This window comes from Ornithinicoccus hortensis, from assembly GCF_006716185.1.
Lineage (GTDB): Bacteria > Actinomycetota > Actinomycetes > Actinomycetales > Dermatophilaceae > Ornithinicoccus > Ornithinicoccus hortensis.
The window spans coordinates 3631410-3653170 of the sequence record NZ_VFOP01000001.1; the positions used below are offsets into that span (position 1 = coordinate 3631410).

General features: G+C 71.9%; 19 protein-coding genes and 1 tRNA gene. 7 read left to right on the forward strand and 13 right to left on the reverse strand.

Going from position 1 to position 21761, the window contains the following annotated elements; translation table 11 throughout:
* Positions 1 to 7: 7 nt before the first annotated feature.
* Positions 8 to 1453, reverse strand: a complete 1446-nt coding sequence (locus FB467_RS16960) for a D-alanyl-D-alanine carboxypeptidase/D-alanyl-D-alanine-endopeptidase (protein WP_141786142.1) — start codon at positions 1451 to 1453, stop codon at positions 8 to 10.
* Positions 1454 to 1539: 86 nt separating this feature from the next.
* Here FB467_RS16960 and FB467_RS16965 point away from each other — a divergent pair, with 86 nt between their 5' ends.
* Positions 1540 to 2064: an inorganic diphosphatase gene (locus FB467_RS16965; RefSeq protein ID WP_141786143.1), complete on the forward strand. Its 525-nt coding sequence runs from the start codon at positions 1540 to 1542 to the stop codon at positions 2062 to 2064.
* A 264-nt stretch (positions 2065 to 2328) separates the two neighbouring features.
* Here the strand turns inward: FB467_RS16965 and FB467_RS16970 are convergent, their stop codons facing one another.
* Positions 2329 to 3882 carry a C40 family peptidase gene (locus tag FB467_RS16970; RefSeq protein ID WP_141786144.1) on the reverse strand — a complete coding sequence of 518 codons (1554 nt, stop codon included), beginning with the start codon at positions 3880 to 3882 and terminating at the stop codon, positions 2329 to 2331.
* Between the two features lie 361 nt (positions 3883 to 4243).
* On the opposite strand from FB467_RS16970, the gene FB467_RS16975 reads away from it, so the two are divergent.
* Positions 4244 to 5836: a DUF3352 domain-containing protein gene (locus FB467_RS16975; protein ID WP_170230812.1), complete on the forward strand. Its 1593-nt coding sequence runs from the start codon at positions 4244 to 4246 to the stop codon at positions 5834 to 5836.
* Between the two features lie 77 nt (positions 5837 to 5913).
* Entirely contained in the window at positions 5914 to 6414 is a 501-nt protein-coding gene (locus FB467_RS16980; RefSeq protein WP_141786146.1) for a GNAT family N-acetyltransferase, read from the forward strand.
* Between the two features lie 22 nt (positions 6415 to 6436).
* Here the strand turns inward: FB467_RS16980 and FB467_RS16985 are convergent, their stop codons facing one another.
* Positions 6437 to 7327, reverse strand: coding sequence for a sulfotransferase family protein (locus FB467_RS16985; RefSeq protein ID WP_141786147.1), 891 nt, complete (start codon positions 7325 to 7327; stop codon positions 6437 to 6439).
* A gap of 321 nt (positions 7328 to 7648) precedes the next feature.
* On the opposite strand from FB467_RS16985, the gene FB467_RS16990 reads away from it, so the two are divergent.
* The 3 genes from FB467_RS16990 (at position 7649) to FB467_RS17000 (ending at position 9080) form a co-directional block, all read left to right on the forward strand.
* Positions 7649 to 8026, forward strand: coding sequence for a hypothetical protein (locus FB467_RS16990; RefSeq protein ID WP_141786148.1), 378 nt, complete (start codon positions 7649 to 7651; stop codon positions 8024 to 8026).
* Positions 8023 to 8217 (forward strand): transcriptional regulator, encoded by a 195-nt coding sequence (locus tag FB467_RS16995; protein ID WP_141786149.1) that lies wholly within the window; start codon positions 8023 to 8025, stop codon positions 8215 to 8217. The genes FB467_RS16990 and FB467_RS16995 overlap by 4 nt, the downstream gene beginning before the upstream one ends.
* Before the next feature lie 533 nt (positions 8218 to 8750).
* Positions 8751 to 9080 carry a hypothetical protein gene (locus FB467_RS17000; protein WP_141786150.1) on the forward strand — a complete coding sequence of 110 codons (330 nt, stop codon included), beginning with the start codon at positions 8751 to 8753 and terminating at the stop codon, positions 9078 to 9080.
* 587 nt (positions 9081 to 9667) lie between these two features.
* On the opposite strand, the gene FB467_RS17005 is transcribed toward FB467_RS17000, so the two are convergent.
* The 6 genes from FB467_RS17005 to FB467_RS17030 all read right to left on the reverse strand — a co-directional run bounded on the left by FB467_RS17005 (position 9668) and on the right by FB467_RS17030 (position 15412).
* Positions 9668 to 9744: transfer RNA gene (locus FB467_RS17005), tRNA-Thr, on the reverse strand.
* Positions 9745 to 9807: 63 nt separating this feature from the next.
* Positions 9808 to 11481, reverse strand: a complete 1674-nt coding sequence (locus FB467_RS17010; protein WP_228393445.1) for an alpha/beta hydrolase — start codon at positions 11479 to 11481, stop codon at positions 9808 to 9810.
* A gap of 20 nt (positions 11482 to 11501) precedes the next feature.
* On the reverse strand, positions 11502 to 12680 hold the full coding sequence (locus tag FB467_RS17015; protein WP_141786152.1) for a DNA polymerase III subunit delta': 1179 nt from the start codon (positions 12678 to 12680) through the stop codon (positions 11502 to 11504).
* On the reverse strand, positions 12677 to 13330 hold the full coding sequence (gene tmk, locus FB467_RS17020) for a dTMP kinase (RefSeq protein WP_425325842.1): 654 nt from the start codon (positions 13328 to 13330) through the stop codon (positions 12677 to 12679). Before tmk ends, FB467_RS17015 begins: the two co-directional genes overlap by 4 nt.
* A 30-nt stretch (positions 13331 to 13360) precedes the next feature.
* Positions 13361 to 14902 (reverse strand): hypothetical protein, encoded by a 1542-nt coding sequence (locus FB467_RS17025; RefSeq protein WP_141786153.1) that lies wholly within the window; start codon positions 14900 to 14902, stop codon positions 13361 to 13363.
* Between the two features lie 9 nt (positions 14903 to 14911).
* Positions 14912 to 15412 (reverse strand): Lrp/AsnC family transcriptional regulator, encoded by a 501-nt coding sequence (locus tag FB467_RS17030; protein WP_228393446.1) that lies wholly within the window; start codon positions 15410 to 15412, stop codon positions 14912 to 14914.
* Between the two features lie 147 nt (positions 15413 to 15559).
* On the opposite strand from FB467_RS17030, the gene FB467_RS17035 reads away from it, so the two are divergent.
* Positions 15560 to 16798 carry a trans-sulfuration enzyme family protein gene (locus tag FB467_RS17035; RefSeq protein ID WP_228393447.1) on the forward strand — a complete coding sequence of 413 codons (1239 nt, stop codon included), beginning with the start codon at positions 15560 to 15562 and terminating at the stop codon, positions 16796 to 16798.
* A gap of 39 nt (positions 16799 to 16837) precedes the next feature.
* Here FB467_RS17035 and topA read toward each other — a convergent pair whose 3' ends face one another.
* From topA to FB467_RS17055, 4 genes are all read right to left on the reverse strand, one after another.
* Positions 16838 to 19594, reverse strand: a complete 2757-nt coding sequence (gene topA / locus FB467_RS17040) for a type I DNA topoisomerase (RefSeq protein ID WP_228393448.1) — start codon at positions 19592 to 19594, stop codon at positions 16838 to 16840.
* Positions 19595 to 19707: 113 nt separating this feature from the next.
* Positions 19708 to 20364, reverse strand: coding sequence for an SRPBCC family protein (locus tag FB467_RS17045; protein ID WP_141786156.1), 657 nt, complete (start codon positions 20362 to 20364; stop codon positions 19708 to 19710).
* Positions 20361 to 20708: an ArsR/SmtB family transcription factor gene (locus FB467_RS17050; protein ID WP_141786157.1), complete on the reverse strand. Its 348-nt coding sequence runs from the start codon at positions 20706 to 20708 to the stop codon at positions 20361 to 20363. The genes FB467_RS17045 and FB467_RS17050 overlap by 4 nt, the downstream gene beginning before the upstream one ends.
* Positions 20709 to 20740: 32 nt before the next feature.
* Complete coding sequence (locus FB467_RS17055) at positions 20741 to 21754, reverse strand: protein kinase family protein (RefSeq protein WP_141786158.1); 1014 nt, start codon at positions 21752 to 21754, stop codon at positions 20741 to 20743.
* Positions 21755 to 21761: the final 7 nt, after the last annotated feature.

Genomic DNA, 21761 nt, shown 5'->3' on the forward strand with positions numbered 1-21761 from the left:
CGGGGCCTCAGCAGCCGCAGCGGGCGAGTTCGGTGACGAAGTCCTCGGTGGTCGCCCGGGCCTCGAGGATCAGCGGCTCGTCGACCCGGTCGGCGATGATCACGTACACCAGCAGCCGGTCGTCCCGGGTGACCACGGTGCCACCGAGCGAGGTGACTCCCGGCAACGACCCGGTCTTGGCCCGGGCGACGCCGCGGGCGGGCTCCTGGCGGTCGGCCAGGAAGCGGTCGTGCAGGGTGCCGGTGTAGCCGGCGATCGGCAGGTCGCCGAGCACCCGCTCGAGCTCGGGGTGCTCCCCGCTCGTCCCGGCCACGAGGACGTCGCCCACCACCCGGGCGGGGATGGTCGTGCCGTCGGAGAGCCCGGAGGTGTCGCTCAACCGGACCCCGCTGACGTCGATCCCGTAGCCGGCGACCTGGTCGATCACCCACTGGTTGATGTCCTCGCGCTCGACCCCGATGCCGGCGCGGATGGCCGCCTGCCGGGCAAGCTGCTCGACCATCGCGTTGTCGCTGTCGGCCAGGGCCAGCGTCAGGACCTCTCCGGCCGGGGCGGAGGACACCGTCGCCAGCAGCTCGGCGTCCTCGGGGGCAGAGGTCTTCGGCACCTGGTCGTCCGCGTCCCCCTCGACCGGCACGCCCGCGTCCTCCAGCGCCTCGGCGAAGGCGGCCGCCGTGACCTGCGTGGGGTTCCGCGGGGCGGGGTGGTAGACGAAGGCCCGGTCCTCGCCGAGCCCGAGCATGGTGATCGGCCCGGTGTACCCCTCGGCGAGCCAGTAGTCCGACCAGCCGGGGGCCGCCAGCTCACCGGCGCCGTAGCCGGCGTCGACGTGCAGCGTCACCGGGGGCGCCTCCGGCCCCCGGGCCCGTGCCACCTGCTCCGCCAGGTCGGCCAGTCCCGCCCGCCCGACGACCGCGTCGGGGTCGCCGTGACCGCGGTCGAGCAGCATGTCGCCGCCGGAGACCAGGTAGATGTCGTCGGCCTGCTGACCGACTCCGCCGACGACGGTGGTGTCGAAGGTCTCCTCCATCGGCAGCACGGTGACGATGGCCGCGGCGGTGAGCAGTTTGGTCAGCGAGGCGGGGGTGGTCTCCCGGTCCGGTGCGGCGTCCATGAGGTGCTCCCCGGTGAGCGCGTCCCGGACGGTGACCGAGACCCGGCCGCCCAGCCACGGGTTCTCCAACTCGTCGGCCACCGCCGCCTGCACGGCCGCCGGGTCCACGGCGCTCCCCTCGTCGACCGGGACCACCGGGGACGGTGGGACCGGGCTGGCGACCGGGCGGACCCCGTCACCGGTCGGCCGGGCGGTCGCGGTCGCCTGCGCACCCGCGTCGGCGGCAGGGGTCGACTCCCCCGTCGAATCACCCGTGGCGTGGGCGACGGACCCGCCGCCGAGGAGGGCGAGCGCGAGGCAGGACCCGGCGACCAGCCCGCGTCCGCGACGTGCTCCCATGAACCTACGCTTTCGTGTTTGACCCCAACATGTACGAAACTCCTCTCAGAGCGTAGACAACTTCCGACCGCGAAGGGCAGCGTGCCATGCATTTCGACGTCACCATCGAGATTCCCCAGGGAAGCCGTAACAAGTACGAGGTCGACCACGACACCGGTCGGATCCGCCTGGACCGGATGCTGTTCACCTCGACCCGCTACCCCGCGGACTACGGCTACATCGAGGACACCCTGGGTGAGGACGGTGACCCGTTGGACGCCCTGGTGCTCCTCGACGAGCCGACCTGGCCGGGGTGCCTGGTGGCCGCGCGACCGATCGGCATGTTCCACATGCGGGACGAGGCCGGCGGTGACGACAAGATCATCTGCGTCCCGGCCGACGACCCCCGCAAGGGCAACATCCGCGAGCTGGAGCACATCAGCGACCACACCCGGCTGGAGATCCAGCACTTCTTCGAGGTCTACAAGGACCTGGAGCCCGGCAAGTCCGTCGAGGGCGCTCACTGGGCCGGCCGCGAGGAGGCCGAGCGGACGTACCACGAGTCGGTCGCCCGGGCCAAGGAAGCCGGCCTGACCACCGCCCGCTGGCCGGGCCCGCACGCCAACAGCTGACGTTGCCCTGACGTTGCCCTGACCCACCAGTCCCGACCGGACGCGTCACCGGACGGCCCCACGGGGGCACCGGACGCGTCACCGGGCGGCCCCACGGGGGCACCGGACGCCTAACCTGGCGGCCCACAAGGGGCACCGGACGCGTCGCTACGGCCACAGCATCTTCGCCGCGCTACGCACCGGTGAGCTGATGACCTTCGTCAGCGACCGGTTCGTGGTCACGGTCCGCCGCGGGGAGGCGGCCGAGCCGGACTGCCGTCGGCCTCAGAAGCTGGGGCGGCCGACCGTCGGCAGTACACCGCCGATGTAGTCCAGGGAGGTGACCATGACACCGTCCCAGGCGGCGTGGATCACCTGTCCGCCGCCGACGTAGAGCCCGACGTGGAAGATGCCTGAGGGCGCCCCGTTGGTGCTCCAGAACACCAGGTCCCCGCGCTGCGCCTGCGACAGCGACACCTTGGTCAGCATGTTGTACTGGCTGCCGCTGTGGTGCGGCATCTGCACGCCGACCTGGCGCCACGCCATCTTGGTCAGGCCCGAGCAGTCGAACGCGTCGGGTCCTTCGGCGCCCCACACATACGGCTTGCCCATCTGGGCGTACGCGTAGGCGAGCGCGGCCTCGGCACCCGGTGCCGGCGCGGCCGGCGGCTCAGGCTCCGGCTCGGGGGCCGGCGGAGGCGGAGGCGGCGGCGTGGGGGTCGGCGTGGGGGTCGGCGTCGGCGTCGGCGTGGGAGTAGGCGTCGGCGTCGGGGTGGGGGTAGGCGTCGGCGTCGGGGTGGGGGTAGGCGTCGGTGTCGGGGTAGGCGTCGGTGTCGGGGTAGGTGTGGGAGTCGGGGTAGGAGCGGGGGTGGGCGTCGGTGTCGGGGTCGGTGTAGGCGTCGGAGCCGGCTCGGGCTCCGGCTCGGGCTCCGGCTCGGGAGTGGGCGCCGGGGCCTGGGTGGGAGCCGCCGGCGTGGTGGGTGCGGGCGCCTCGCGGCGACGACGCTCCTCTTCCTCCCGCTGGCGCTCCTCCTCCTCGCGCTGTCGCTGCTCCTCGGCGGCCTTCTCCTCGGCGGCCTTGCGCTCCGCCTCGGCCTTCTCTGCGGCGATCCGGTCGGCCTCGGCCTGGAGCCACGCCTGACGGGCGTTCTCCGTGTCGACGGAGACCTGGCGCACCCGGGCGAGTTCCTCGATGGTGGATTGCCGCTGGGCCTCCAGCCGGGTCGTCTCTGTCTGGGCCGTGGCCACGGCCTCGTCGGCGGCCTGCGCGGTGCGGTCGGCCTCCATCGCCGCGGCCTCGGCCTGGGCCGCGGCCAGTGCGGCCTCGCGCTCCAGGACGTCGGCGGTGCCGGAGGCGGTCGTGGCCTCCTGGACCTCGCGGTTGCGGATCTTGCCGATCACCTCGAGCGACCCCGCGCGCTCCAGGACGGTGTCCGTCCCCTGGTCGAAGAGCACGCCGAGCGTGCCCAGCCCACCGCTCTTGTAGGCGGTGGCGGCGTGCCGCCCCAGCACCGTGTTGGCGTCGTCGGCCTGGGCGCGGGCGGCGGCTGCGTCCTCGGCGAGCGCGTCCGCCTCACCCTGCTTGGTCTCGTAGTCCAGCTGGGCGGCCATCGCGACCTCGCCGGCGGCCGTGGCCCGGGCCTGTACCTCGCGCAGCTGGCCGGTCAGGTCGAGCACCTCGGCATCCATGGTGGCGACCTGGCCCTCGACCCGGGTCACCGCCTGCTGGGCGTCCCGGACGTCCTGTTCCGAGGGCGGGCGGTCGTCCTCGGCGGCGAGGGCGGGGACACCACCGCCCAGCACGAGCAGACAACTCAACGTGAAGGCGGCGCGTCGCACTCGGGGCGAGCTAGGCACAGGTCTGACCTTCCGGCGGGGAGACAGGACAACGAACAGGCGTGGCAGAGCCGGGGTTGACAGTAGTGTCAGTTGGGCACTCTGGAAACAGTGATCACACGCATTTGCGCTGGTCACAGGGTTCTCACTCGTCACAACGGCCCCACGCCATACGTGGCGTTCGAAATCACACGAATGTCGTTCCGCCGCTCACCCGAGTCCCACCGATGTGATTTCGAACAAGACCCCAAGTCACATCACGATTTGATAACGAAACGGGGGTAGCAGGTACTCTGGAGCCTCGGCCGCCGTCCTATCGGCGATGACCGAGCGGGCACCGGCCTGCACCACAGTGGAGGGAACCATGACTGCACCAACCAATGGCGTCTTCGACCGCCCGCAGGGGGCGGACCCGTACGCGCCAGAGCCCGGCAACGCGGGCAAGAAGACCGGAATCATCATCACCCTGGCCCTCGTGGCCGCCCTCGTGATCGGCGGTGGCGCCTTCGCGGTGACCCGGGTCCTCGGCGGCGGCGGCGACCAGCCCTCGAGCGCGCTCCCGGGCGGCAGCGCCGCCTACGTCCGGATGGACATCGATCCCAGCGTCGGCCAGAAGATCGCCGCCGTGCGCTTCCTGAAGGACCTCGACCCGGAGGTCACCGCGACGCTGGAGAGCGACGACATGCGTCGCGAGTTCTTCGAGATGATCGCCGAGGACGAGCCGTCGCTGAGCAACATCGACTACGACACCGACATCGAGCCCTGGCTGGGCGACCGGCTCGGCGTGGGCGTCGTCCCGCAGGGCGAGGACGAGCCGCAGGTCGCGGTCGCCCTGCAGGTGACCGACGAGGGCGCCGCCGAGGAGGGCCTCACCAAGCTGTTCGAGGCCTCCGAGGGCTCCGACCAGGCCGGCTGGTTCTTCCACGGCGACTACGTCGTGCTGTCCTCCGCCGAGATGATCGACGACGTGCAGGCCGGCGTCGAGGCCGGGACCCTGGCCGAGAACGAGACCTTCACCGGTGACATCGAGGCGCTCGGCGACGAGGGCGTGCTGTCCTTCTGGGCCGACGGCGAGCAGCTCGCCCCCTACCTCGACGACGCCGAGGGCGCGCTGGACGGGGTCCCGGACCCGACCGGCATGTCCGGGGTCGCCGGCCCGGGCGCGATCGGCGGGTTCCTGTCCGGCTCCACCCTCGACGAGGCGCAGACCGGCCGCGTCGCCGCCGCCGTCCGGTTCGGCGAGGACCACATCGAGCTGCACGGCATCACCCGCGGCTTCCCGGTCCAGATCGAGGACGGCGACACCGCCCAGCTGGTGCAGGACCTCCCCGAGGACACCGCGGTGGCCTTCGGCCAGGAGCACGGCGACCAGCTCGTCGCGATCGCCTTCGAGCAGATGAACAAGGCGATGCCGGACGAGATGGCCCAGATGCAGTCCGAGGCGTCCGCGCAGGGCTTCGAGATCCCCGGTGACATCCAGACCCTGGTGGGTCAGAGCCTGGCCATCGGGGTGGGCCCCCAGATCGCCGAGATCGACCAGATCGACGACCCGTCCCAGATCCCGGCCGTGATCCGGGTGCAGACCGACACCGACGCCGCCAACGCGGTCATCGACAAGGCGGTCGTGGCGGCCGGCGCGACCCCGGAGGACCTGGAGGCCTACGTGGTGCGCCGGGTCGACGACGGCGTGCTGAGCCTGGGCCTGAGCCAGGACTACGTGGACAGCGCCGTCGCGGGCGGGCTGGGTGACAACCCGACCTTCCAGTCCGCGGTTCCCAACGCGGCCGAGGCCGACAGCGTGTTCTACGTCGACCTCAACGCCTTCGAGCAGTACTACCTCTCGGAGATCACCGACGAGAACACCCGCGCCAGCGTCGAGCAGATCGCGGCCGTCGGCATGAGCGCCACCTGGTCCGGCGAGAACGGCGAGTTCACCCTGCGGGTGGTCGCTGACTGACCTCCGGTCCCACCGAAGGGCCCGTCCGATCGTCCGATCGGGCGGGCCCTTCGTCGTGCCCGTGTCAGGATGCCGGTATGCCGTTGACCGTGCGCCGGGCGCTGCCCGAGGAGTTCGACCGGGTCGGCGAGATGACCGCGACGGCCTACGTGCACGACGGCCACCTGCCCGCCGACTACTCCTACGTGCAGGTGCTCCGGGACGCGCCCGCCCGGGCCCGGGAGGCCGACCTGCTGGTCGCCACCGACGGGACCACCCTGCTGGGCACGGTCACCTGGTGCCCGGACGGGTCGGCATACACAGAGCTCGCCGGCCCGGGCGAGGGCGAGTTCCGGATGCTCGCGGTGCCCCCGGAGGCGCGACGTCGCGGCGCGGCCCGGGCCCTGGTGCGAGCCTGCCTCGACCGGAGCAGTGCCGCGGGGCACACCCGGGTCGTGCTCTCCACGCAGCCCGGTATGACGGCAGCCCACGCGCTCTACGCCTCGTTCGGCTTCGTGCGTGACCCCGACCGGGACTGGGAACCGGCCCCCGGCGTCCAACTGCTGGCCTACGCCCTCGAGCTGGGGCCAGGTAGCTGACGGGCCCGGGGAACCAGGGCCCTCAGGCCGGCGGGAGCTGGATGCCCTTGGCGGCCAACTGGGCCAGGGCGCGCTCGTAGGCGTCCTCGATCTCCCGCACCTGTGCATCGTCGAGTCCCCCGCGCCACGACCCGGCGTGCAGCGACCCGGCGGCGACCTCGTCGTCGAAGAAGCGCCGCACCGGCTCACTGTCCGTCACCCCGGCGAACTCGAGCAGCCCGGCATACTCCTCCTCCCGCCGGCTCACCACGAGGGACTCCAGCCGGATGGCCCGGACCCGGTCCGGATCGGCCTTGCTCATCGACTGCGCGATCCGGGTCATCCCCTGACGCCACCAGGTGAGCGCCGAGAGCGTGTCGTCCGGTCCCCACGACCGGCGCGCCACCGACGACGCCACGTCGCGGCCGTCCCGGACCATGTGGACGACCCGGGCGTCCGGGAACATCCGGCAGAGGGCGTCGGCACGCTTGCCGTTCGGCGGGGTCATCTCCACCCAGGTGCGGGCGCCGGTGCGCTCGACGAACGGCTGGACCAGGTCGTCAATGAACTGTCGGCAGGCCCCCCACGGGTCCGCCTCGTGGGCCGCGTGCAGCCGGGCCAGCCCTGCGTCGAGCGTGGACTCCTCCGCGATCACGTGGATGCCGCGGGGGCCCGAGTTGTTGGGCGGCCGCCAGAACCAGAGGCGTCGCAGCTTCTCCTCGAAGGTCGCGACGTCGGTCCTGCCCGCCGCCACGTCGCACAACCCGCCGGCGTCCACGTGGAACCGGAGCTCGATCGGGATGAGGGCCAGGTCGGGGTGCTGACCGAGGAGCTGGGCCGCGATCGTCGTGCCGCTGCGTCCGGTCCCCCCGACGAACAGCGGGGCGACGACGGCCCTGCCTCCGGGGGTCGCAGGTGTGGATCCGGGAAGCACGCTGCGGGGAGCTCCTCACGAGACGGGACGGGGATTCCTCGTAGCCTAATCGGGCTGCCCGCCCCGGTGCCGGGGGCTCCGGATCATGACGAGAGGCCCCGACCAGCGTGCGTGCTGGTCGGGGCCTCTCGTGCCGGAGCCGCCTATCGGAATCGAACCGATGACCTATTCATTACGAGAGACGCGAGGGTTGGGAACCACCGTCACGGAACGTACTGACCAGCGAGAACCGTGGGCAGTGACTGCAGCCGTGACGGTGCGAGAGGATTCTCCGGTGCCAAAAGTGCGCCACTGTCAGGGGCACGGTGTAGGCAGTTCACCATGACCGAGACATCGTTCGAAGACCCGCAAGCCCTCATCGCCAATGCTGCCGTCGCCGCCTGGGAGGCTCATGCTCGGGCTGCCCGTCTTCCATTAATGGAGTGGACGTTCGAGAACACCGACGACGTATGGACCATGGTTGGAAGGCCCTCCCACGAAGGGGCATCAGCCATCACCGCCGCAGTCGAGTGGACGAACGCCTTGGACCAATTCGGAGACGGTTGGCCGGAGCCAAACAAGAAGCACGGGGTCTGGACCTGGACGAAGCATGTTGGTGTCCTGGTCGAACTAGCCGTCGTCGCCGACCGTGACGCATTGGAGCAGTGGCGGGGAGAGCAGGCCGAGGACCCAGACTGGCGAGAAGGAAAGCGAGCATGAAGATCCGGGCCTCCGCGCGAAGGAGCGGCGAGTGGTGGGCCATCTCGGCCCTTAACGTCGACGGGCTGCATACCCAAGCACGGGATCGCGACGACATCGCACCCATAGTGGCGGATGCGGCAGCCCTGTTGCTTGCAATGCCGGCGGAACATATCGAGGTTGAAGTCATCTTTGACGTCCGGGAGGACTGATGCCCACTGGGGTCGAGCCGGAGCGGCGTAGGCGGGGGTGCGCAGAGGGCGAGGCACGAGCCCGGAGCGCGGGGGTCCCTGCCGGAGCCGTCGTAGGCCGACCGCGCCGAAGGCGCGCCTTGAGTCAGTAAGGAAAGTTCTCACGGCGCACGGAGAGATTTACCCACATGCCGATGTGCGGTGAGGTCCCAGAAGGCACGGTGACCACGTCCCATGGTGCACCTGCATGCATCCTTCACACGATTTCCGGACTCAGCGTGAAGGATGCGTGCACGTGGACGGAACCTGCGGGTCCAGGGAACGTCCGGATCTGCCGCGCTGCGGAAGCGATGGCACTCCTCAGGAGTCTTCACCCGGCCGCGACGTGCGTCTCGTATTCCGTGCCGAACGCCACCGAGCACCTCACCGCACCCCACGCCGACGCCGGCCGCCAGTTCCGTCCTGACGGTCAAGGATTGGGGCGATTGGCATGCGTCTGCCGCGTCGCACACCCGGACTGCCGCATCGCGCGCTGCCGGTGACAGACTGAGGACATGCGGTTCCTGCAGGCAGACGAGGTGGCTGTCGGGCTGCGTGTGTTGTACGCCGGGCATGCGGACTTCCTCGGGATTGCTGATCCCGAACTGCTGCAGCGCGGGCACATCTTGGTGCATCACCACCCCGGCGTCGTCAAGAAGTTCTACGGGCCCGGCGTCAATCACTGCATCGTTGAGTTCGTCGGACTTGAGGATGAGCCGATTAGCTTTGCGGTGGGTTTCGACCATCTTGAAGACGGTCACTATGCAGGTTTGCTTGTGCCAACCGAGGAGGAATGGCAGCAAGCGGACTCCTCCGGATGGTGGACAGCGGCGCCCGGATCCTGACGCCAGTGACGGCTACCTCACTCTGTGGCGGCATGGGCGCTTGTCGCACGCTACTGCCGCGATGAGCGTGACCGTATGGCGATATGCATCGGTGGCATGTCGACCTGAGTAGTTGGCGCCACCATCGGCAGGACGATAGCGTGCTGACGCAGAGGTGTTCCGCTCGGCGCGGTTCCTGAGCTGTTCGGACATAGTCAGCCCGTCCCTGATAGAGGCCGACAATCAGGCCGAGAGTGAGCCGGGTCAAGCGGCTTCCTCCGCACCGGCCCAGCCTTCGCAGGCGCGGAGCGCGTCCCTTAAGTTGCTACCAACTACGCCGCTTGACGCGGGGAACGAAGGCCCACGATGAACGGCCAGGGACGGGCACCCATCTTCGCGCCTGGCCGACGTCCGGCACCTACATGCCTGGTGTCGCGTTTGTGCTCAGTGTTGCCAGTGCGCGCGACCGTGTGTGCCAAAAGTGCGGAACGGCTGGCTCTTCCCGAGGTGCTTAAGGAAGCTGGCCGCGCCGGGCTCATGGACGACGACGCAGCTCGCTCTTTGCCTTCACCAGCAGGAACGCCCCCGACCGGAGTCGAGGGCGTTGCTGGAGCCGCCTATCGGAATCGAACCGATGACCTATTCATTACGAGTGAATCGCTCTAGCCGACTGAGCTAAGGCGGCCTGCGCCGATGGCGCCAGAGGAGGATAACTGATCGCCCCGACGCGGAGCCAATCGGTGCCTCCTCAGCAGCTGAGCCCGTCCTCCGGGACCGTCCCGTCGATCAGGTAGGCGTTGACGGCGTCGTCCACGCAGGAGTTGGACCGGCCGTATGCCGTGTGCCCGTCACCGTCGTAGCTGACCAGGACCCCGGACTCCAGGGTGTCGGCGAGCCCCTCGGCCCACTCGTAGGGGGTCGCCGGGTCGCGGGTCGTGCCGATCACCACGATCGGGGCGGCCCCGGCGGCGTCGAACTCGGTCAGCGTGGTCTGGGCGTCCACCGGCCAGGTCTCGCAGACGTCCTTGTCCATGGTGAACAGGTGGGCGCCCCAGGTCGGTGAGACGTCCTCGTACATCTGGCGCATCTCCTCCTCGCTGAGCTCCTCCTCCTCGGTGGACTCCAGGCAGTTGACCGCGTAGAACGCCTGCTGGCTGTTGTCCGAGTAGGTCCCGTCCGAGCTCCGACCGGCGTAGATGCTGGCCAGGAACATCAGCATGGTGGCGTCCCCGTCCTGGGCGTCCCGCAGCGCGTTGGTCAGCAGGGGCCAGCCGGCCTGGTCGTACATCGCGACGATGATGCCGTACATCCCCCAGCCCTCGGTCAGCTCGCCGGCGGGGTCGCCGTCCAGCGGGATCGGGTTGGAGTCCAGCTCCTCGAGGAAGGCCGGGATGGCGGCCATCGCGCTGTCCACGTCGTTGCCGAGCGGGCAGTCGCCGCCGTCGACGCAGTCCTCCACGTAGGACCGGGTGGCCCGCTCGAAGCCCTCGGCCTGCCCCATCCCCTGCTGGTAGCCGGGCAGCGTCGGGTCCACGGCGCCGTCCAGCACGAAGCGGCCGACGTTCTCCGGGAAGAGCTCGGCGTAGGTCGCCCCGAGGTAGGTGCCGTAGGAGGCGCCGAGGTAGTCCAACTGGTCCTCCCCCAGCGCCGCCCGCAGCACGTCCATGTCGCGGGCGACCTCGACGGTCGAGACGTGGCCGAGCAGGTCGCCGACCTTCTCGCCGCAGGCGGTGGCGAACTTCTCGCCGAGCGCGGCGGCCTCCTTCTCCTCCTCCTCGTCGTCCGGGGTCGGGTCGAACCCGAGGAACTCATCCATCTCCGAGTCCTCCAGGCACCGGATGGGCGCCGAGCCGCCGACCCCGCGGGGGTCGAAGCCGACCAGGTCGTAGACGTCGGACACCGAGCCGTCGACGACCGCACCGGCCATCTCGGCGTACTCCACGCCGGAGGCGCCCGGGCCGCCGGGGTTGAGGACCAGGGACCCCTGCCGCTCGCCCGAGGCCGGAACCTTGAGCAGCTCGATCTGGATAGTGTCGCCCTCGGGCTCCTCGTAGTTGATCGGCACCTCGAGCAGGGCGCACTGGTTGGAGCCGCAGTCCTCCCACGCCAGGTCCTGCTCGTAGAAGTTCTCCAGGCCCGCGGGCACGGCCGCGGTGCTGCCGCCACCGTCCTCCGTCGTGGCGGTGCCCTCGTCGGTGGAGCCGCCCGTGGAGCCGCCTCCGTCTCCCTGGTCACCGCCGCTGCTGGAGCTGCCGCCGTCACCCGAGCCGCCCCGGTCACCGGGGGCCGCCGATTCGGGAGCGCCGCCGGAGCAGCCCGCCAGGAGCAGCAGCGTCGCGATCGCCCCGGTGGCGGCCAGCCGTCCCAGGACCCCACGGCCACCGGGTCGTCGGACCCCCCGTCGCTGGTTCCGTGTCCGCACTGTGTCGCCCTCTCGTCCGTTCATCCGTGAGCCCCCGTCGTCGACCGCGGCAAGACCAAGCCAATCATCATCGCCTCCAGGACCAGCAACGGCGCCCCGTTGGCGACCAGCCGGGCCCGCGCGAGACCGATCGTCTCCAGGGCCCGCAGCAGCTCCTCGGGGGTGAACGCGCGGGCGACCTGACGCACCTGGTCCAGCTCGGTGGCGTTGACCGCGTCGAGCCCCGAGCCGCTGCCCAGGACCAGCGCGTCACGGTAGACCGAGGCCAGGTCGGTCAGGGCGGCGTCGATGGTGTCGTGCCGCTGCCGGGTCGACTGTCGCTTGCGGTCCTCCTCCCACCGCCTGAGGTGGGCGCGGATCGAGGGGGGCTGGGTCCGGGCGTCCGGGTCCGCGCCGAGCTGGCGCAGCAGTTCCCGCCGCTCGTCGTCGCCGTCCTCCCCCGCCGCCTTCGCGGCTCCCTCGACGGCGTCCTCGTGCAGCTCGGCCGCGGCGGTGAGCGCCGCCCCGAGCCCGGTCAGCCGGGTCGGTATGCCGATCACGGCCCGCCGGCGGGCCCGCGCGCTCTCGTCGGTGGCCAGTCGGCGGGCCAGCCCGATGTGGCTCTGCGCCGCGCGGGCGGCGTAGTGCGCCATCGCGACGTCGACCCCGTCCCGACGCTGCAACAGCTCGGCCACGGCGTCGGCCGGGGGCGTGCGCAACCGGACGTGCCGGCACCGGGACCGGACGGTGACCAGCAGGTCCTCGAGGCTGGGCGCGCACAACAACCAGACCGTGCGCGGGGGTGGCTCCTCGATCGCCTTGAGCAGTGCGTCGGCCGCCTGGTCGTTGAGCCGGTCGGCGTCCTCGATGACCAGGATCCGCCACCGTCCCGTCGTGGGCCGGGTCGCGGCGGTCTGCGCCAGGGCCCGGGCCCGGTCGACCCGGATGAAGGTCTCGCTGGTCGCCACGACCGTCAGGTCCGGGTGGCTGCCGACCTGCACGGTGTGGCAGGCCGGGCACTCACCGCAGCCGGCACCGGCGGGTCCGTCGGCCCGCTCGCACTGCAGCGCGGCGGCGAACGCCCTGGCGGCGACGGACCGTCCGGAGCCGGGCGGTCCGGTGAACAGCCAGGCGTGCGTCATCGAGCCCGGGGTGCTGGCCGCGCGCCGCAGCTCGGCCACCACGGGCTCCTGGCCGACGAGCTCGTCGAAGACGCTCACCGGGCAGCCACCCCCGCCAGGTCGGTGACGGCGGTCAGGACCTGCTCGTGCAGGGACTCGGCCGGCAGCGTCGCGTCCAGCACGAGGTAGCGGTCCGGCTCGGCGGAGGCCAGGTCCAGGAACCCCTGCCGGACCCGGTCGTGGAAGTCCCGACCCTCGGACTCGAGCCGGTCGTGCACGTCCCCGCGCCGCTCGTGCCCGGTCCCGGAGTCCACGTCGAGCAGCACCGTCAGGTGCGGCACCAGGCCGCCGGTGGCCCACAGCGACAGGCCGCGCACGTGACCGGCGTCGAGCCCCCGGGCCGCCGCCTGGTAGGCGATCGAGGAGTCCATGTAGCGGTCGGTGAGCACCGTCCTGCCCTGCCCGAGCGCAGGCTCGATGACGGTCGCCACGTGGTGCGCCCGGTCCGCGGCGAAGAGCAGCGCCTCGGCGCGCGGTGCCACGTGGTCGCCGTGAAGCAGCACCTCGCGGATCGCCGTGCCGACCGGCGTGCCCCCGGGTTCCCGGGTGGTCAGGACCTCCTGCCCCCGGGCGACCAGGGCCTGGCCGAGCAGCCGGATCTGGGTCGACTTCCCGGCCCCGTCGCCGCCCTCGAAGGCGACGAACAGTCCGGAGTCGGCCATGCGGCATACGGGTGGATCGACGGGCACGGACCCGAGCCTAAGCGACGCGACTGACCATCAGCTGGGGTTGTCCACGTCCGGGACCTGCCAGCGCCTCGCCCAGGCCTCCAGCGCAGGCAGTTCCAGCACGGCCTCGTAGTCCAGGACGGCCCGTTCGTCACCGGCCAGCAACAGGTCGTCCCGGTCCGACCCGGCCCCCGGCTCCTGCACCGGGAAGTGCCGGGCCGCCACGGCGGCGACCTCCTGCCCCCGCGGGCCTGCGGCCTCGACGGCCCGCGCGTCGAGCCTGGCCACGGCCGGGAAGGGCACCTGCCCCCACGCCCGCTTGAGCGAGCGCAGGTGACCGCGGGCCTCCTCACCGGCCGGCAGCGCCGGGTCGTCGGGGTCGATCCGGTGCAGCGTGTGGCACCAGGTGGCGAAGTGGGTCCCGGTGCCCACCGAGCGCCGGTAGGGCCCTGCGCCGTGCCAGTCCGTCTCCCCCGCCAGCGCGTCGGCCTCGGCGGCGAGCGTGGCGACCCGGGGGTGCCGGAGCAGCCGGTCGTAGTCCATGTCCGGGGCGACGTGGCCGAAGGACAGCCCCATCAGCGCGAACTCCAGGCACTTGGGGCACTCGTGGCAGAACCGCTCGGCCTCCAGCGTGCGGGTGCACATCACCATCTCGGCGAACGCCTCGGGGTAGGCCTGGAGGACCGTGCCGAAGGACACGTACTCCCCGATCGCGAAGTGGGTGCTCTCGCTGTGCAGGTCCCACCCGAGGACGTCGGCGCAGTAGCGCCGCAGGTGCCGCAGCTTCTCGGCCCGTCCCGCCGGGTTGGCGAACCGGATCGCCCCGCTCCTGGTGCGCGTCGTGCGGTAGCCGAGGGCGGTCCGGGAGAAGACCACCTCGTGCACCCCGCGGTGCACCAGCAGCGGCAGCATCGCCGGCACGTAGATGTTGATGTGCGGCCGCGGCCCGGGGCGGTCGTTCCGCAGGACCGCCAGGTAGTCGGTGGTGGCCACGTGCTCCGGCGCCCCGGTGCGGCGGCGGGCCGGGGCCAGGATCGTGTCGCGGCTGCGGCGGGTGGCGCGTTCCCGCGTCTGGGTGCCCAGCGCGAACAGCTGCACCAGGTGCAGCAGGAGCACCTCGCCGGCCGGCCGGCTCTCCACGAGCGCCTGGTGCGCCAGCGTGCTGTCCTTGCCCCCGCCGTAGGTCACCGCGAGCGGCGTGGGCCGCGGCCGCCGGAGCCGGTCGGCGAGCGTGCGTCGCCCGGCCGGCTGCACGGCATACCGACGGGTGTCGTCCACCGCCCCCTCGAACTCGACGTTCGGGGTGTCCAGGTAGGCCCGCCAGAAGTCGAGCGTGACCTCGCCGACCGGTTCGGGGAGGACGACGGTGACGGCCTTGGCGGTCGCCGACCAGATCTGCAGCTGCAGACTCAGCAACACCTCGTAGAGGACCCGGCGGTCCATCCGGTCCACCCGCACCCTGCCGTAGTCGACCCGCCAGGTGTTGCGGCTCTGGTAGGGGTTCTCGCCGTCCTGCTCCCAGCTGAACCGGACCCGTCCCCGGACCACCTCCGGGGCGTGGATCCGCACGGTCAGCGACTCAGCCTTGGCCATCGGGGGACCTCACCCGTCGGCAAGGTCGGTCAGCGACCCCTCGCCCCGCAGCGCGTCGAAGATCAGCGAGGTCTCGGCGTGCAGCACGCCGGGCCGGTTCGTCAGGTGGTCCAGCACGAAGTCGCGCAGCGCGTCGGCGGACTCGGCGGCCACGTGCACCAGGTAGTCGACCGCACCGCTGACGTGGTAGGCGCCCAGCACCCCGGGCAGCCGGGGCACCTCCTCGCTGAAGGTCTCGAAGTGGCTGCGCCGGTGACCCCCGAAGCGGACCGCGATCATCGCCTGCACCGGCCGTCCGACGGCGGCGGGGTCGATCCTGGCGTGGATCCCCTGGATCACTCCCCGCTCCCGCAACGACCGGACCCGCACCAGGCAGGTCGACTCGGCGATCCCGACCGCCCGCGCAAGCGACGCGTTGGGGGTCCGACCGTCCTCCACCAGGAGCCGCACGAGGGCCCGGTCGGTCCGGTCGAGCGCGGCCGGGACCGGGGCTTGCACCATCTTCGCCATGCCCGGGAGTCTATCGACTGCCGTATGCAGATCCAACGATGATTCTCCATGTCTGACGAATCTTCCACGTCCAGATTGACTGCTTGCGGCGCATTCTTCACCATGGGAGGACGGACACCGCCGTTCGACGTCTACCAGGAGCCACCCGTGAGCAGGTCAGTACCATCCTCCCGTTCGATCGACACCTCCGCCGTGCACGCCGCGCGCGAGGACCTGGCCGGGCTGGGGGTGCATGTGCCGCCGATCGACCTGTCGACCACCTACCCGTTGCCCGACGTGGAGTCCGGGGGCGACTCCTACGAGCAGCTGGCGACCGGCGGCCGCCTGGGGGGCGGCGCGAGCCCGGTCTACCAGCGCCTCTGGAACCCCACCGTGGCCCGTTTCGAGGAGGCCCTGGCCACCCTTGAGGAGGCCGAGGAGGCGGTCGCCTTCGGCTCCGGCATGGCCGCGCTGAGCGCCACCCTGCTGGCCACCGTGGCCGGGGGCAAGCCGCACGTCGTGGCGGTCCGTCCGCTCTACGGCGGCACCGACCACGTGCTGGCCACGGGGCTGCTGGGCACCCGCGTCACCTGGGCCGACGCCCGCGGCGTGGCGGGCGCGATCGAGCCGGACACCGGGCTGGTCGTCGTCGAGACCCCCGCCAACCCCACCCTCGAGCTGGTCGACATCGCCGACGTCGTCCGGCAGGCCGGCGACGTGCCGGTGGTGGTCGACAACACCTTCGCCACCCCCGTGCTGCAGCGACCGCTGACCCACGGCGCCCGGATCGTGCTGCACTCGGCCACCAAGTTCCTCGGCGGCCACGGCGACCTCATGGCCGGCATCGTCGCCACCGACGCGGAGTGGGCCGGCCGGATCCGCTCGATCCGCGCCCTCACCGGCGGCCTGCTCCACCCGTTGGCGGCCTACCAGGCGCACCGCGGCCTGCAGACGCTGCCGGTCCGGGTCCGCGCCCAGCAGGACTCCGCGCAGGTTGTCGCCCGCTGGCTCGCCGGTCACCCCCGGGTCCGGGCCGTCCACTACCCCGGGCTGCCGGGCTGTGACCCGCTGGGGCTCGTGGGGACCCAGCTGGCCGGCACCGGCGCGGTCCTCGCCTTCGAGGTGGAGTCGTATGCCGTGGCCGCCGCCACCGCCGACTCCTGCCGGCTGATCCAGCACGCCGTCTCCCTCGGCGGGGTCGACACGCTCATCCAGCACCCGGCCTCGCTCACCCACCGTCCGGTCGCGCCGGAGGCCCGCCCGGCCGCCTCGGTGCTGCGGCTGTCGGTCGGCCTGGAGGACCCCCGGGACCTGGTCAACGACCTGGAGCTGGCGCTCGCGGCGGCCCACCCGGCTGCCCAGGCGGCCGCGCACGCCGCCGCCGCGTGGGTGCAGGCGCCCGTCTAGGACGGTCATCGACCACGAGGACGTGATCGAGCCGGCGGCTCAGGCCTTCTTGGTCGTGCGCTTCGCGGTTGTCTTCCGCGCCGTGGTCTTCCTGGCGGTCGTCTTCTTGGCCGTGCTCTTGCGGGCCGTCCGCTTGCGGGTCGTGGGGCCCTTGGCCCGCTTCTCCGCGAGCAGCTCGAACCCACGCTCCGGCGTGATCGTCTCCGGGTCGTCGTCCTTGCGGAGGGTCGCGTTGGTCTCCCCGTCGGTGACGTAGGGCCCGAACCGGCCGTCCTTGACCACCACCGGCTTGCCGCTGGCCGGGTCCGCACCCAGCTCCTTCAGCGGCGGGGCGGCGGCTGCCCGGCCCCGGGTCTTGGGCTGGGCGTAGATCGCCAGCGCCTCCTCCAGGGTGATCTCGAAGAGCTGCGCCTCGGTGCTCAGCGACCGCGAGTCGGTCCCCTTCTTCAGGTAGGGCCCGTAGCGACCGTTCTGGGCGGTGATGTCCTCCCCGCTCCCCGGGTCCTGGCCCACGACGCGGGGCAGGCTGAGCAGCTTCAGCGCCGTGTCCAGCTCGATCGTGGCCAGATCCATGTCCTTGAACAGGCTGGCCGTGCGCGGCTTGACCTTGGCGGTCTTCTTGGCGGCCTTCTTGACCGGCTTCGCACCGTCCGAGGCGCCCTCGGCGGCGGCCGGCGCCGGCTCCTCGGGGAGCACCTCGGTCACGTACGGACCGTAGCGGCCGGCCTTGGCCACGATGTCCCGCCCGGTGCTCGGGTCCTGCCCGAGCACCCGGCCGTCGTCGGCGGAGGCCTCGAGGAGTTCGCGGCCCTTCTCCGGGGTCATCTCGTCGGGCGCGATGTCGTCCGACACCGTGGCCCGCCGCGGCTCCTCGGCCCCGGTGTCCTCGACATACGGGCCGTAGCGGCCCACCCGGACCACGATGCCGTCACCGATCGGGATTGTGGACACGCCGCGCGCGTCGATCTCGCCCAGGTCCTGGACCAGGTCGCGCAGCCCCTCACCGGAGGTGGCCTCGTCGCCGAAGTAGAACCGGCGCAGCCAGGCCACCCGCTGCTCGTCGCCGCGGGCAATCCGGTCCAGGTCCTCCTCCATCGAGGCGGTGAAGTCGTAGTCCACCAGTCGGGAGAAGTGCTGCTCCAGCAGCTGGGTCACCGCGAAGGCCAACCAGGTCGGGACGAGGGCGTTGCCCTTGGTCCGCACGTAGCCCCGGTCCTGGATCGTGCCGACGGTCGCCGCGTATGTCGAGGGTCGGCCGATGCCCTTCTCCTCCAGGGCCTTGACCAGGGTGGCCTCGGTGTACCGGGCCGGCGGGGAGGTCTGGTGCCCCTCCGCCTCGGCGCGCAGCACGTCGAGCACGACGCCCTCGGCCAGCTTGGGCAGCCGGCGCTCGGTCTCCTCCGCCGCACGCCCGTAGCGCTCCTCGTCCCGGCCCTCCTCGTAGGCCGCCAGGAACCCGCGGAAGGTGATCACGGTCCCGGAGGCGGAGTACTCGGCCTCCTTGGCCGCGTGGTCGGCCGGGAGCGTGGCGGTGAGCTTGACGGTGGCGGTGGAGCCCTTGGCGTCGGCCATCTGGGAGGCCACGGTGCGCTTCCAGATCAGCTCGTAGAGCTTGTACTCCTGACCGCGCAGCTCGCCGGCCACCTGGGCCGGGGTCCGGAAGGAGTCCCCCGCGGGGCGGATCGCCTCGTGCGCCTCCTGGGCGTTCTTGCTGGCCTTGCCGTACCGGCGCGGGGCGTCGGGGACGTACTCCGCGCCGTACAGGTCCCGGGCCTGGCTGCGGGCCGCGGTGATCGCCGACTCCGACAGCGTGGTCGAGTCGGTCCGCATGTAGGTGATGTAGCCGTTCTCGTACAGCGACTGGGCGACCCGCATCGCGGTCTTGCTGTTCAACCGCAGCTTGCGGGAGGCCTCCTGCTGCAGCGTGGAGGTGGTGAACGGGGCGGAGGGACGGCGGGTGTAGGGCTTCTCGGAGACCTCGCGGACCACGACCTCGGCGGCCCGGGTGCCCTCGGCGATCGAGGTGGCGGCCGCGGCGTCCAGGTGCCGGACGTTGGCCGTCTTCAGTTCCCCGGCGTCGGTGAAGTCCCGCCCGACCGCGACCCGCTGCCCGTCGGTGGCGGTGAGCCGCGCGGTGAAGGTCTGGCCGCCGTTGGACTGCGGGGCGAAGTCGCCCTCGACGTCCCAGTAGCTCGCCGTGCGGAAGGCCATCCGCTCGCGCTCCCGCTCGACCACCATCCGGGTCGCCACGGACTGGACCCGCCCGGCGCTCAGCCCCTGCTTGACCTTGCGCCACAGGACCGGCGACACCTCGTAGCCGTAGAGCCGGTCCAGCACCCGCCGGGTCTCCTGCGCGTCCACCAGGCGGGTGTCCAGCTCCCGGGTGTTGTGCGCGGCCCGCTGGATCGCTTCCTTGGTGATCTCGTGGAAGACCATCCGCTTGACCGGCACGGTGGGCTTGAGCACCTCGAGCAGGTGCCAGGCGATCGCCTCGCCCTCGCGGTCCTCATCGGTAGCCAGCAGGAGCTCGTCGGAGTTCTTCAGCGCCCGCTTGAGCTCGCTGACCTTCTTCTTCTTGTCCGCGTCGACCACGTAGTAGGGATCGAAGTCGTTCTCGACGTCGATCGCGAACCGGCCGTAGGGACCCTTCTTCATGTCGGTCGGCAGCTCGCTGGGGTTCGGCAGGTCCCGGATATGGCCGACGCTGGCGTCGACCGAGTAGTCCGAGCCGAGATACTCACCGATCTTGCGTGCCTTGGCGGGTGACTCGACGATGACGAGTTTGCGATTGCTCACGGGACGACCTCTTTCTGCACCCTCCCACGTGTCGCGGATTCGTCGCGACGTCGGCGTCGGGGGGTGACCGGGCACACCGTAACCCATGAAACCCGGCGGGCGCGCCGGCTCCCCTACTCGACCTCTTGCCCGGTGAAGAACGCGGTGGTCTGGCGCTCGGCCGCCCGTGCCGCAGCGTCGTCCGTGCCGGCGGCGACCGACAGGTCGGCCCACCGGCGGCTGCTCGCGCCGATGAACTCGCGGGCGCTGGGCGTCTGCTCCCACCCGGAGCCCTCGGCGGGCTTGTCCGTCCCCGTGGCCAGGTGGAACGCTAACCCGAGGAAGGACAGGTCCCAGCCCACCCCGGTCGCGCCGGGTCCGTAGGTCGTCCAGAAGTCGCTCGGGAACTCCGCGGTCGCCGTGTGCTCGAGGGTGAGCCGGGCACCCTTCCCCTCCGGCTCGACCCGGACCTCGATCCACGAGACGTTGCCCTGGAACTCCCAGGTGGCCTTGAAGACCGATGGCGGCTCGCACCGCTCGATCGTGCCGCCGGCGTTGCCCTCGACCTGGTAGCGGCCACCCAGCTCCAGGTCACCGGAGACCGGGGCGAACCACCGGGGCAGCCGCTCGGCCCGGGTGCAGGCGTCCCACAGGTCCTCCACCGTCGTGGCGTAGACCTGGCTGATCCGGGAGACCAGGGTGGCGGTGCCGTCCCCGTGCTCGGCGATGTCCAGGTCCCGGTCGACGGCGTCGACCTGTCCGGCGCTGATCGTGCTGATGTCCTCGCTCATGATTCGCCTGCCTGTCGTGTTCGTCGCTCGCGCTTGCCGCGGGCGATCTCGGTGTCGAGGGCCGCCAGCCGCGGCGCCCAGAAGGCACGGAATCCCGACAACCACTCCTCGGCCTCTCGCAACGGGGCCGGGTCGATGGCATACAACCGGCGCGGTCCCTCCGCGCGCATCGTGGCGAAGCCGTTGAGCCGCAACACCTTCAGGTGCTGCGAGACGGCCGGCTGACTGATCCCGAACTCCGCCCCGATGGCCTCCGCGAGCGCCCCCGCCGAGAGCTCGCCGTCCGCGAGCAGCTCGAGCAGGCGCCGGCGCACCGGGTCGCCGAGGATGTCGAGTGCGTGCACCACTGGAGTATTTCACCCTGCACTTATTTAAGTCAATACTTATTGAAGCGCAGTGCGTCAGGAGCATCCAGCAGCTGCCCGATGGCGTGCCTGCCCTCCCGGCCGTCCTCACCGGGCTGGACCGCCGCGAGGGTGCGCAGCGCAGCCACGATTGCCCAGGCCCGTCCGCGCAGCCACCAGCCGTCGTCCGCGCCGGTGAGCCGGCTGTAGCCGACCACGAACTCGACGCGTCCCTGGAGCTCGAAGCACAGCCAGCCGGCCGCCAGGTCCGCTGCCGGGTCACCCGGGCCGGGACCGTCCGGGCCCGGCCCCTCGAAGCCGGTGATCCCCACGAGGCGACCACGGTCCACCAGCAGGCGTGCGGGGTCCAACCGGCCGTGCACCCAGGGCGCCCACGCGGTCGTCGACGGGGCCGCCCCGAGCAGTTGCTCCCACAGCCGGAGCACCTGCTGTGCCCGGTCCTGGCCATCCAGCGCCTCGACCACCCCGGCGTCGGTCAGCCACCCTCGGACGGCGGCGTCGTGGTCGGCGAGCAGGCCACCCTCGGCCACCTCACCGCTCGCCTCCTGCCCCGGCGCACCCGCGTGCAGGTCGGCGGCCGCGAAGCGGGCCAGCCGGGGCGCCCACCAGGCCCTCGCCCGCACCGCCTGCCCCGTGGCGGGCCGTCCCGGGACCCACCGGTGGACCGTCCACCCCCACGGGAAGTAGTCCGTCGGGTCCCCGGGCCGGACCGGGTACGGCACCGCGATGCCCGCCCCCGGCCGCACACCCTTCCCGCTCCCGGTGCGGGTGCCGGCATCGGCGCCCGTACGCGCGGCGATGTCGCGCAGCGCCCGGGTCTGCCGCTCGAGCCGGGCGGCTCCGGCGGCGGTCCGTGGCAGGCGCACCGCGAAGTGCTGCCCCACGCGGACCAGCGCGACGCCGTGCTCGGACCGGCCGGTCCCGTCACGGACGGTGTGCAGCGGGCGGTCGGCCAGGTCCGGGTGCTGGTCCAGCAGGAGTCGGCGCACCAGGTCGGGGTCCACCGGCCCGGCCGGGTCACCCACCTGGCTC